Source organism: Caldimonas tepidiphila, assembly GCF_003569765.1.
Lineage (GTDB): Bacteria > Pseudomonadota > Gammaproteobacteria > Burkholderiales > Burkholderiaceae_C > Caldimonas > Caldimonas tepidiphila.
In genome coordinates this window covers 65,783-77,160 of sequence record NZ_QXMG01000029.1, presented here as the reverse complement: position 1 = coordinate 77,160, position 11,378 = coordinate 65,783, and the positions used below count along the sequence as shown (strand labels likewise).

Below are 11,378 nucleotides of genomic sequence, written 5' to 3'. Positions count from 1 at the left end.
GAGGCTGTCAAGCGCCGCGCCCTAACCGACAGCACCGCCATTTGTGCAACAGAGCCGCTCCGCCGTCAACTCGAACCGCGCCGTCATGGATGCAAGCTCCCGCTCCGCAGCAATGCGGGCCTCGTGCTCTGTTCTCGATTCCGCCTGCGCCTGCTGGAGTTGCCTCTCCAACTCTGTGCTTCGTTGCAGATGCAGTTCTTTCTCCCGGAGCGCCTGTGCCTGCCCAATGCGAGCGGCCTCCAACTCTGTGCTTCGTTGCAGATGCAGTTCTTTCTCCTGGAGCGCCTGTGCCTGCCCAATGCGGGCGGCCTCCAACTCGCTCTGGAGCTGAGACAGCACTTTTGCCTGCCCAGCCTTCTCGTTGGCTTGCTCCTGATACTGGCGTGCTTGGAATTCATGCTCCCTCTCCAGCCGCTCAAGGGCTTGCCGCAAGCGCTCGCATTCGGCCTCCAGTTCGCAGCCCTCTGTCGCGAGGTCCATGCGCTCTTGATCCGCCGTGCGCAGCCGGGCCTGCAGCTCGGCGCAGCGCTCGCTCGTAATGCGCTCGATCTCCGCCTGGATCGCCTTCGCAATGGTTGGCGGTAGCTCGGCGGGCGCGGTGACCGAGATCCGTTCCGCACGCCATGTGGCGAGATGACGCGCAATGGTGCTGAGGCTGCCTGTGCCGCCCAATTCCGTGCGGACGCTGCGGTTGCTCGGTACCTGTCCGCGGGCCGCCAGGGCCTCCGCGGCGGCCGCGACTGCCTCGGGGGTGACTCCTTTTCTTGTCATCGTGCTCTCCGGAGCGGTGTTTCATATCAGTGATATGAAACGGGGCGATATGAAACAGTGCGATGTGAAACGACTTACGCCGCTGGGCCAAGCGCAAGCCGCTGGAGCTGAGCGCGGGTGTAGCGCTCTTTCTGCGGGGCCCATCCCGTGCGGAACTCCGAGCCGATCTTGCGGGTGTGCTCGAGCACGATGCGGGCGGCGATCGCGAGGCGCCGGTGGTCAATGTGCGGCCGCACGCGCTGTGCAAATCGTAGTTCAACCAATGCAGGCGCTACCTCGTGCACCGATAAATCTGAAGCGGCCATACAACCGGGGAGTGCTGGCCGATCGTCCAGATATGCAAATGTATGGTTTCGATGCGGTTGCTAGCGTCTCGCGGCGCTATCTATCGGCAGCGATGGACGGTGCGCGCGCGCTGTTGCAGTTCTTCCTGCGCGAGCCACTCAATCAGCTCATCCCGAGGATGCAAGGCTTGGCGCCCGTCTCCAAGCCGGATTGGCACCGGGTAGCGGCTGTGGCCGGCGGCACGCCGGTTGGCTAATGTTTTCCGAGCAATGCCGATCATCGACGCGAATTCGGTATCGGTGATGTAGGGCCTGGAGGGAAGGTCACGCTGCAACCGAGCCCGGATTCGAGCCAGTGCGTCTTCTCGCGCGATGGAAGAAAGTTCTTCCGTGCGGTACACCGACCGCACAGTGAGGTCCTTGTCTGCGGGCTGCATCAAATTTCCTGTTCAAGAGTGCATCTGCAGGCAGTGTCGCGTGCTCTGCTACTCAATCAGGCTTAAGCGAGGCAAAAGCGGGCAGTTCAGATGACCGAATGTAACAAAAACGTAACTTGGTGGTGCGGCGCGCTCTTCACATGAGCAAGACCGACTCCGTAGGAGTGAACGTTCCGATTTCCTGCTCCACATGACAAGCAAGCTCTTGACGAAGCAGTACGCCCCTGTATCCTTCAAAGCGTCTTCAGCGCTCCCGCGCTCCGCGGCGCAGCACGTCGCTGATGGGTTCGATCAGGTATTGCAGGGGGGGCGTTCCTCTCCGCGCAAGTAAACCTCAGCAGGCATCCCCGCCTGTAGCCGCAACTGGCCGTCATCCTTGAGCGCATCCGCATCCACCTCGATCTGGGCCACATAGTAGGCTTGGTTGCTTGCTCGGTCCGTCATCCGGTCGGCAGAGACGTACTTCACCTTGCCGGGTACGAGCGGTGTGGTGCGCATGTTGAAAGCAGTGAAGCGAATGTCGGCCTCCTGGTCCCGGCGGACGCGATCGATGTCTTCCGGGGGGACATGGGCTTCGACCACCAGCTTGGGGGCATCAGGGACGATATCGGCAATTGTCTCGCGCGGCGGAATTACTGCACCCGGGGCCGTCACTTGGCAATCACCCCCCGGTTTGCAGAGTGCGAGACATCTTCCCCAGAGATGTGGGGGAGAGACGCTGCGAACGGCCCCACCCGCGGGGCAGAGCATCCCTTTCACCGTGGCCCGGATCCGCGAGAAGTGGTAGTCCCATGTCGGGCGGCAGGTCTCTCTCCTCAGGCCGCGCCGCCAGGCTTGATGCTCGATGGGGGAGCCTCTCAGGGTTGACGGTTCATGGATCTCTTCAGTTCGGAGAAGCAGAAGCGTTGTGCTGACCCCCTCCGCTGATGCGCCAAATTTGCGCCACTGCCGAGCGGGAAGAGCCGGGAAAACGCGGGAAATTGCGCGACAGGTAACGCTGCCGCACTGGTGTTGACGGAGCACCAAGTTGTTGATTCAATTGAGGAATAGGGAGTCCCGGGCGTGTTCGGGAACCTCCGGGAAATGGGGCGAAAGTGCGAACCCTTGGGTTCACACGGCAGGGGTCACAGGTTCAATCCCTGTACCACCCACCAATCAAAAAGCCCCGCAGGTCAGCGACTTGCGGGGCTTTTTCCTTTTCCGTGCTCGGCTCGCCAATGAGCTCGCGAGCGCAGAGGTACGGAAAGAGCGCGAGCGCATTTGGTCTCGTCCCGGCTGATAGCATCTCGTCCCGCCCGGCTTTCCGCGCCGCGAGCTTTTCCCTCCTTCGACATGCCGAGGGCCGTCCCGCCGAGGAGCGAAGGGCGCCCGACAGGACACCTGCCATGACCCGCATCGACGATCCCCTGCACGACCACGAGGTCGGCAATGCCGACAGCACCCAGGACCTCACCCGCATCGACGACGTGCGCATCCGCGCGGTGCGGCCGCTGATCTCGCCGGCGCTGCTGCTCGACGAGGTGCCGATTCCCGAGGCCGTGCAGACGCTCGTCGAGGATGCGCGCGCGCGCATCGCCGAGGTGCTGCTCGGCCGCGACGACCGGCTGCTGGTGGTGGTGGGGCCGTGCTCGATCCACGACCACGACCAGGCCATCGAGTACGCGCAGCGCCTCAAGCGCCTCGAGGCCGGGCTGCGCGGCGAGCTGCTGATCGTGATGCGCGTGTACTTCGAGAAGCCGCGCACCACCGTGGGCTGGAAGGGCTACATCAACGACCCGCGCCTGGACGGCAGCTTCCGCATCAACGAGGGGCTGCGCCGTGCGCGCGAACTGCTGCTGGAGATCAGCGCGCTGGGCCTGCCCTGCGGCACCGAGTTCCTGGACCTGCTGAGCCCGCAGTACATCGCGGACCTGGTGAGCTGGGGCGCGATCGGCGCGCGCACCACCGAGAGCCAGAGCCACCGCCAGCTCGCCTCGGGCCTGAGCTGCCCGGTGGGGTTCAAGAACGGCACCGACGGCGGCGTGCAGGTGGCGGTGGACGCGCTGCAGGCCGCGCGCGCCAGCCACGCCTTCATGGGCATGACCAAGATGGGCCAGGCCGCGATCTTCGAGACGCGCGGCAACGACGACTGCCACGTCATCCTGCGCGGCGGCTCCAAGGGCACGAACTACGACGAGGCCAGCATCGACGCCGCTTGCGCCGCGCTCGCCAAGGCCGGGCTGCGCGAGACGCTGATGGTGGACTGCTCGCACGCGAACTCGGCCAAGCAGCACCGGCGCCAGATCGACGTGGCGGACGACATCGCGCGCCGCATCGGCGCGGGCGAGCGCCGCATCGCCGGACTGATGATCGAGAGCCACCTCGAGGAAGGGCGGCAGGACCTCAAGCCCGGCGAGCCGCCGCAGCGCGGCGTCTCGATCACCGACGCGTGCATCGGCTGGGGCCAGACCGAGGCGGTGCTGCAACGGCTGGCGCAGGCGGTGAGGACCCGTCGCGGATGAGGGCGGCCTTGCCGGCGGCCGCGACCCGGGGCTTTCGCATCGACCGGCTGCCGCGCATCCTTCCCGGGGCAGTGCGGGAGCGCTGGCTCACGCCGCGACACCGGCCCTGACCGGAAGGCGGCAGGCAGGCAGGCAGGCGGCCGAGGCCTGCCGAAGGCGAGCCCCGGGCGATCCGTGTGCCGGGGATCACGGCGTCCGGCCGCCGTGCCGGCGGGGCGTGCCGGCCATCCCGGACAATCCCGCGCATGTCCGAGACACAGAACAACACTTCCCGGCCCCCCGTGCTGATCGCCGGCGGCGGCATCGGCGGCATGAGCCTTGCGCTCACGCTGCACCAGATCGGCGTGCCCTGCGTCGTTCACGAGGCGGTGGCGGAGCTCCGGCCGCTGGGCGTGGGCATCAACCTGCAGCCCAACGCCGTGCGCGAGCTGTACGAGCTGGGCTTCGACGACGCGGTGCTCGACACCATCGGCATCCAGGCCTGCGAGTGGGCGCTGGTGGGCCGCAACGGCCGCGACGTGTATTGCGAGCCGCGCGGCCTCGTCGCCGGCTACCGCTGGCCGCAGTACTCGGTGCATCGCGGCCAGCTGCAGATGCTGCTGTACCGCGCGGTGCTGGAGCGCCTCGGCCCCGACGCGGTGCGTCTGGGGCAGCGCGTGGTCGGCTACCGCAACCACGAGGACGGCGTCACCGCGCTCATCGAGACCCGCGACGGCCGCCGGCTGGAAACCCCGGGCGCGCTGCTGGTGGGGGCCGACGGCCTGCACTCGGCCGTGCGCGCGCAGATGCATCCCGCGCAGCCGCCCATCCACTGGGGCGGCGCCATCATGTGGCGCGGCACCACGCGCGGCGTGCCGATCCGCAGCGGCGCGTCCTTCGTCGGGCTGGGCAGCCTCGGGCAGCGCGTGGTGTTCTACCCGATCTCTCCGCCCGATGCGGCCACGGGCCTCGCCACCATCAACTGGATCGCCGAGATCACGGTGGACAACTCACGGGGCTGGTCCCAGGGCGACTGGAACCGGCGCGTCGACGTGGGAGAGTTCATCCACCACTTCGAAGGCTGGAACTACGGCTGGCTGGACGTGCCCGCGATGCTGCGCGGTGCCGGCGAGGTGTTCGAGTACCCGATGATCGACCGCGATCCGGTGCCCACCTGGGTGGACCACCGGGTGGCCCTGCTCGGCGACGCCGCGCACGTGATGTACCCGGTGGGCTCCAACGGCGCCAGCCAGGCCATCGTGGATGCGCGGGTGCTCGGCGCGGCGCTGCTGGAGCATGGCGTGGGCCCCGCCGCGCTGCGCGGCTACGACGACAGGCTGTGCGCCGACATCTCGGCGCTGGTGCTGCGCAACCGCGGCGCCGGCCCCTTCGGCCTGCTGGGCCTGGTGGACGAGCGCTGCGGCGGCGTGTTCGACGACATCGAGCGCGTGATCCCCGCGGCCGAGCGCGATGCCTTCATGGCGCGCTACAAGGCTGCCGCGGGCTTCGCGATGGAGGCGCTGAACGCGGCGCCGCCGACGATCGCACCCGGCGCAAGGGTGCGCGTGCCCTGAGCGCAGGCCCCGGCGGCGGTCGCGGCCTCGCGGCCGCTCAGGGGCGGGGGCCCGAGCGGGCCGCTTCCCGGGCTCGGGCCGGGTCAGCGCCTTCCGAGCGCCTCGGCCGGGGCCGATCCCGCGCTCGCCTCCTGCCCGGCGGTGCAAACTTGAGGCATGCGGCTTCCTTCATCTTGCCGCCGGGAACTCCACCATGTCCGCAGTCGATCGCTCCGAACCTGCCGCCGAACCGGGCGCCGTGCGCGAGTACAAGAGCCGGGGCGGCGCCTCCCGCCTCGGGCGGGCGCTGCGCTATTCGCTGGCCGGCTTGCGCGCCGCCTGGCGGCACGAGGCGGCGTTCCGGCAGGAGGTCTGTGTCGGGATCCCGCTGGTGATCTTCGCGCTCTGGGCGGCACCCGGCCGCTGGCAGACCCTGGCGCTGGTGGCCTCGGTGGTTTTCGTCTGGGTGGTCGAGTTGCTGAACTCGGCACTCGAGGCGGTGGCCGATGCGGTCTCGCCGCACCCGCATCCGTTGATCGGCCGCGCGAAGGACCTGGGCAGTGCAGCGGTGATGACCAGCCTGCTGCTTGCCATCGCGGTGTGGGCGACGGTCTTCTGGCCCTGAGGCGGAGCCGGGCCTCGTCCGCTGGCGCTGGCCGCCACGGTGCGCGCCGAGGACCAGGGGTCCGGCCCGACAGGACCGGCCCACCATCAGGGATTCAGGCCCACAGCTTCGCGTCGCTTCGCACGAAGGGGCGCGCTGCGTCGTCCGCCAGCTCCGCGACCGCAGCTCCCGGCAGCGAAGGCTGTCGTGCCGGGCCTGCGAGAGCCTCTTCCTCCGGGCGCGAGGACGCCAGGTCGCTGCCCTCGCGCAGCGGAGGCTGGCCGGGGGCGGGTCCGGAAGCCTCTCCCCGGAGTCCCGACGCCTCGATCGCGGTATCGATCTGCTGCTTCAGGACCGGGTCAACGAGCGGAGCCCCGTCCTCCCTCCAGTATTCGCTGGGCTTCGCATCCTGCCGGTCGTAGCGCTCGTAGCGCTGCTTGTCGGGCCCGGTGAGGCACCAGGAGGTGCCGAAAGGCCATTCGATGAGGGTGACGGTCCAGGATGGGCTGACCATGTTGCTATATGCGCATCAATGTAAACGAGTGTAGCCTCAATTCTCGCCTCAGTTGCACATGCCTACATCTTTGTGTGTATCAACCCCACGGAGATGCGGGCAGCCGAACCGGGGCGGCACCTGCCGGGACAGAGCGCGGGTTTTCCGCGTGTCGGACTGGCGGGCACTGCTCTACAAGGAAGGCATGCCGATCACAAGGAGCCCGTCATGCTGCTCTCGCTGGCAATCCTCTCTCTCGCGGCCACCGTTCTCGCCACAGGAACGGTGCGGGGCGGCGCCTGTTTGGACGAGGAGGACGAGGACGAGTGCGCGTCGCACGAGCGCTTGTTTCCCGTGCTGCCACTGATGTGAAGACCTGGGAGGGGCCTGCGCGAGCGTTGCTCCGGCGGCGGCCGGAGTCGCCGGCATCAGGGGCCGACCGCGCGATCGATCGCGCGGGCGCTTCGCGGGCCACCAGACCCGGAACGCGGCCTTCCGGCCTGTTCTGCCGTGAGGCCACGCGGGCAGGGGAGGCGGGCACGCCCTTTGCCTATTGCGCTCCATGCTGTTCACTCTTTCGATCCTGCTCCTCGTATTCACCAACTGCGACCTCGACGACCTGAACGATCCGGAGAGGGGCGAAGAGGCCTGAGGACGAGGGCATTTTCCCGGGGCCGCAGACGAGGCCGATCCTCCGGGGCCTGATTTCTCGGGCCGGAGGGGGGCGGAAGGCGCCGAAGCGGGGCCGCGAGGAGGCAGCGCCGCGTCTCGAGGCACGCAGAGCTTCCGGCCTTCCCGGATGCAGGACAGAGTGATGCCTCGGCCACCGTTTTCGGCCTGCCGCGCCGAGTGGGGCGATCGAGCCCCCCGGTGCGGACCTGCAACACGGCAAGCTGGCCCGCGCTCGCCCGGCTGCCCGAAGCAGCGCCTCCTGTCTCCACGAGACTGCGGCGGTGACGGCCGCTCCAGGTCTTCCAGATGCCACGTCCCCGCCCGGCGGGCTCACCCAGTGAGCCTGCGAGGCGATATCGTGCCTGCCGGGTCCCGTTACCGTCTCGGCGGCCTGCGATCGTGTCAAGGATCGGCACGACCCGCGGGGCCTCTCCCGAGCGGCATGACAAGAAGGAAGAATATCGATGAGCACCTCACCCGCGGCCGATTTCCACCCCAAGCGCGACGCGAACCGGCTCGTCCGGATTCTCGAGCCTCACCGTAACGGTCCGCTGCAACACTGGAGCCGTGCGGACGAGGTGGCCACGGTCATCCCGGGCGGGCCGGTGCCGGCAGAGTTGCACGGCCTCGCGTTCGCACCCTGGCAGGCCGTCCCGCACACGGCGGCCGGGTGGCAGCAACTCGCCGACGCCCGGCGTCTGCCGGACGAGCCGCCCTGTCCCGGCGAGGAAGGACTGAAGCCGGCCGCCGGCGCGGCGGTGCAGGAGCCCGACGGGCGCTTCTGGCTGGTGTCCCCGACCAACCGCTTCGCAGGCTACGTCAACACCTTCCCGAAGGGGCGGCAGGACGAGGGGCTGGACCTGCAGGCCACCGCGATCAAGGAGGTCTGGGAGGAGTCGGGGCTGCTCGTCGAGCTCACCGGCTTCCTGATGGATGTGCGCCGCACCGAGACGCTCACGCGCTATTACCTGGCAAGGCGGGTCGGTGGCTCGCCGGCCGACATGGGCTGGGAGTCCCAGGCGGTGCACCTGGTGCCGCGCCGGCGACTGCACGAGTTCCTGCTGCACGAGAAGGACCGGCCGCTGCTGAAGCGGCTGCGCGAATCGGACTGAAGCCTTCCCGGGGTAGGCCCCGAGGCCCGACGAGATGCCGAGAGGACGGCAGGTCGGGGCGACAACAACAAGAAGGACACCATGAACTCGCAGATCACGCTGTCGCTGCGACAGATCCAGGATTTCCTGCTGCATGTGGCGGTGTGCCGCCCGGTCTTCATCTGGGGCCCGCCCGGCGTGGGCAAGAGTTCGCTGGTCGAGCAGTTCGCGCAGCAGCTCGGCCTCGAATGCGTCTCGCTGCTCGGCTCGCAGCTCGCGCCCGAGGACCTGATCGGCATCCCGAAGATCGACGGCGACGTCAGCCGCTTCTACCCGCCGGCGATGATCGTGCGCGAGCGCGGCATCGTGCTCTTCATCGACGAGCTCAATGTCGCGAGCCCCGAGATCCAGAAGGCCTTCTACAGCCTGATCCTGGAGCAGCGCATCGGCGAGTACCGGCTGCCGCGCGGCTCGATCATCATCGGCGCGGGCAACCGGGCGCACGACGGAGCGATGGCGCGCCAGATGCCCACCGCGCTCGTCAACCGCATGGTGCATGTGCATCTGAAAGCCTCGCCGCGCGAGTGGCTGGACTGGGCGCAGCACAGCGGCATCCACCCTTGGGTGCTCGACTACATCCGCACCCGCCCGAGCCAGCTCGTGACCGACATCCCGCCCGCGAAGGAGGAGCCCTTCTCGACGCCGAGAAGCTGGCACTGCGTCAGCGACGCGCTGCACTCCTTCGGTGAGGACATCGCCCCCGAGCAGCTCGACGCGCTGCTGTTCGGCTGCCTCTCGCGCGACCATGCGCTCGGCTTCAAGGCCTTCCTCAAGCAGGTGCGCAAGCGCTTCAGCGTGCACCGCATTCTGAAAGGGGAGGAGCGCTGGCCCGACGCGCCCGAGGACCGGGACCTGACCTACTTCCTCACCCACAGCCTGCGCGACCTGCTGGTCAAGGAGCTGCCGGCCCGGGAGGGCCAGCTCGGGCGCGAGACCCGCGAGCTCGCGCACTCCGCCCGCGACGCGCTCAAGGCGCTCGCGCGCATCGACGGCGAGCTCGCACAGCTCGTGCTCACCGAGAACGACGCCGGCGAGCGCGTGCCGGACTGGTTCGTGCTCGACATCGCGCGCGAACTGCCGCGGCTGATGCAGCAGAAGGCCAAGGCATGAGCCGGCGGGACGACAAGCCGTACAAGCTACCCCCGTTCGTCGTGGCCCGGAAGATGCTCAGGGCGCATCCGCTGCTCGGCCCGGTCTCCGAAGGCACCGAGGTCTTCGAGGCCTCCAGCCTGCGCGGCCGCAACCTTCCGCAGCCGGGCGGCCGGGCCTACTGCTGCATCGACGGCCGCTACGCCATCTTCATCCAGGACACGCTGTCCCTGGACGTGCCGACCTGGCTCGGCGTGCTCTCGCTCGCGACACTGGTGCTGGCGCTCGGCGCGCCCGCGCGACTGCCCACGCCTTCGCATCGTTCCGACCTCGCCGCCCAGCTTGCCGCGCTGCACTGGTGGCGCAGCCTGAAGATCGGGCGGCTGCCCGAGCACTTCGAGCTGGAGCCGGAGTTCCTCGCCTGGGGCCGGCTGCCGCTGGAGGAGATTGCGGCCCGGCTGGAACACGACCCGCTCGCGGAGCAACTCGGCAGCGACTGGACGCTCACTCGTTCGGCCGACGCGCTCCTGATGCACCCGAGCGAGCGCGTGAGTATCCGTCGCCTGGCCGGCATCCAGACCCGGACGCCCGATCAGCTCTTCGCCGAGGCGCTGGTGGACAACGCGCGCCAGGTCCTGCGCGCGCAGCGTGACGAGCCGAAGGCCACGCGCGGCGCCGACCCGAACGGCCCGGTGGCGCAGGCCTGGCGCTGGCTGATCGCGCACTATCCGCTGCTCGGCTCGCTGCTCGCGCGCTTCGAGCTGGTGGAGGACGTGCAGGTCTGCCAGGGCCAGCAGATCTCGATCGCCGCGATCCACCTCGGGCTCGGCGAGATCTACGTCAACCCGCTCGCGCGGCTGAACCTGGAGCAGGCCAAGTTCGTGCTCGCGCACGAGGTGCTGCACGCGGGCCTGTGCCACGGCAGCCGTCGCCAGGGGCGCGACCCCTTCCTGTGGAACGTGGCCTGCGACTTCGTCATCAACCACTGGCTCATCGAGATGCGCCTGGGCGCACCGCCCCCGGGCCTGCTGCACGACGAGCACTTCCGCGGCTGGGCGGCCGAGGACATCTACCGGAGCCTCGCCGCCGACTTGCGCGCGCGGCGCCGGCTGCGCACGCTGCGCGGCGCCGCGGTGGACGTGCTCGACGACGGGCCCCGCGGGGCGCTGGCCGACCGCGAAGCCTTCTGCCGCCGCGCGCTCGCCCAGGGGCTGGACTGGCACCAGGCCGAGGGCCGCGGGCTGCTGCCGGCCGGTCTGGTCGAGGAGATCCGCACGCTGAACCAGCCGCCTATCCCCTGGCAGGCGCAGCTGGCCGAGTGGATCCGCGAGCACTTCCCGCTACCCGAGAAGCGGCGCAGCTACGCCCGGCCCTCGCGGCGCCAGTCGGCCACTCCGGACATCCCGCGCCCGCGCTTCGTCGCGCCCGAGGAGGAGCGCCTGGCGCGCACCTTCGGCGTCGTGATCGACAGCAGCGGCTCGATGGACCGCGAGGACCTGGGCAAGGCGCTCGGCGCGGTCGCGAGCTACGCGCAGGCCCAGGAAGTGAAGCAGGTGCGACTGGTGTACTGCGACGCGCAGCCCTACGACGAGGGCTACGTGGAGGTCGAGTCGCTCGCGCGGCGCGTGAAGGTGCGCGGGCGCGGCGGCACGGTGCTGCAGCCCGCGGTGACGCTGCTCGAGACGCGCGAGGACTTCCCGAAGGATGCGCCGGTGCTCGTCATCACCGACGGGGGCTGCGAGGAGGACCTGACGGTCAAGCGCAACCATGCCTTCCTGCTCACGCCGGGGGCGCGGCTGCCGTTCGCAACGCGCAAGCCGGTGTTCGGGATGGCGTGAGGATTT

11 protein-coding genes are annotated in these 11,378 nt (G+C 69.1%); 7 read left to right on the top strand and 4 right to left on the bottom strand.

Annotated features, from left to right (window positions below):
• Positions 1 to 21: 21 nt before the first annotated feature.
• The 3 genes from D3A59_RS16250 to D3A59_RS16240 all read right to left on the bottom strand — a co-directional run bounded on the left by D3A59_RS16250 (position 22) and on the right by D3A59_RS16240 (position 2,146).
• Complete coding sequence (locus D3A59_RS16250) at positions 22 to 771, bottom strand: DNA-binding protein (protein WP_119156124.1); 750 nt, start codon at positions 769 to 771, stop codon at positions 22 to 24.
• Between the two features lie 385 nt (positions 772 to 1,156).
• Positions 1,157 to 1,492 (bottom strand): hypothetical protein, encoded by a 336-nt coding sequence (locus D3A59_RS25450; RefSeq protein WP_157991558.1) that lies wholly within the window; start codon positions 1,490 to 1,492, stop codon positions 1,157 to 1,159.
• Between the two features lie 291 nt (positions 1,493 to 1,783).
• Positions 1,784 to 2,146, bottom strand: a complete 363-nt coding sequence (locus D3A59_RS16240; RefSeq protein ID WP_240636084.1) for a beta-barrel domain-containing protein — start codon at positions 2,144 to 2,146, stop codon at positions 1,784 to 1,786.
• 731 nt (positions 2,147 to 2,877) lie between these two features.
• Here D3A59_RS16240 and D3A59_RS16235 point away from each other — a divergent pair.
• The 3 genes from D3A59_RS16235 to D3A59_RS16225 all read left to right on the top strand — a co-directional run bounded on the left by D3A59_RS16235 (position 2,878) and on the right by D3A59_RS16225 (position 6,150).
• Complete coding sequence (locus D3A59_RS16235; protein ID WP_119156121.1) at positions 2,878 to 3,993, top strand: 3-deoxy-7-phosphoheptulonate synthase; 1,116 nt, start codon at positions 2,878 to 2,880, stop codon at positions 3,991 to 3,993.
• A gap of 245 nt (positions 3,994 to 4,238) precedes the next feature.
• A complete protein-coding gene (locus tag D3A59_RS16230) occupies positions 4,239 to 5,546 on the top strand; it encodes a flavin-dependent oxidoreductase (RefSeq protein WP_119156119.1) in 1,308 nt (435 codons plus the stop codon).
• Between the two features lie 193 nt (positions 5,547 to 5,739).
• Positions 5,740 to 6,150 carry a diacylglycerol kinase gene (locus D3A59_RS16225; RefSeq protein ID WP_119156117.1) on the top strand — a complete coding sequence of 137 codons (411 nt, stop codon included), beginning with the start codon at positions 5,740 to 5,742 and terminating at the stop codon, positions 6,148 to 6,150.
• A 94-nt stretch (positions 6,151 to 6,244) separates the two neighbouring features.
• Here D3A59_RS16225 and D3A59_RS16220 read toward each other — a convergent pair whose 3' ends face one another.
• On the bottom strand, positions 6,245 to 6,643 hold the full coding sequence (locus D3A59_RS16220) for a hypothetical protein (RefSeq protein WP_119156116.1): 399 nt from the start codon (positions 6,641 to 6,643) through the stop codon (positions 6,245 to 6,247).
• Between the two features lie 207 nt (positions 6,644 to 6,850).
• On the opposite strand from D3A59_RS16220, the gene D3A59_RS25445 reads away from it, so the two are divergent.
• From D3A59_RS25445 to D3A59_RS16205, 4 genes are all read left to right on the top strand, one after another.
• A complete protein-coding gene (locus tag D3A59_RS25445; protein WP_157991557.1) occupies positions 6,851 to 6,994 on the top strand; it encodes a hypothetical protein in 144 nt (47 codons plus the stop codon).
• Positions 6,995 to 7,758: 764 nt separating this feature from the next.
• Complete coding sequence (locus D3A59_RS16215) at positions 7,759 to 8,406, top strand: NUDIX hydrolase (RefSeq protein WP_119156114.1); 648 nt, start codon at positions 7,759 to 7,761, stop codon at positions 8,404 to 8,406.
• 81 nt (positions 8,407 to 8,487) lie between these two features.
• The gene (locus D3A59_RS16210) at positions 8,488 to 9,555 is read left to right on the top strand and encodes an AAA family ATPase (RefSeq protein WP_119156112.1); all 1,068 of its coding nucleotides are present in this window, start codon (positions 8,488 to 8,490) and stop codon (positions 9,553 to 9,555) included.
• A complete protein-coding gene (locus D3A59_RS16205; RefSeq protein ID WP_157991556.1) occupies positions 9,552 to 11,372 on the top strand; it encodes a vWA domain-containing protein in 1,821 nt (606 codons plus the stop codon). The genes D3A59_RS16210 and D3A59_RS16205 overlap by 4 nt, the downstream gene beginning before the upstream one ends.
• Positions 11,373 to 11,378: the final 6 nt, after the last annotated feature.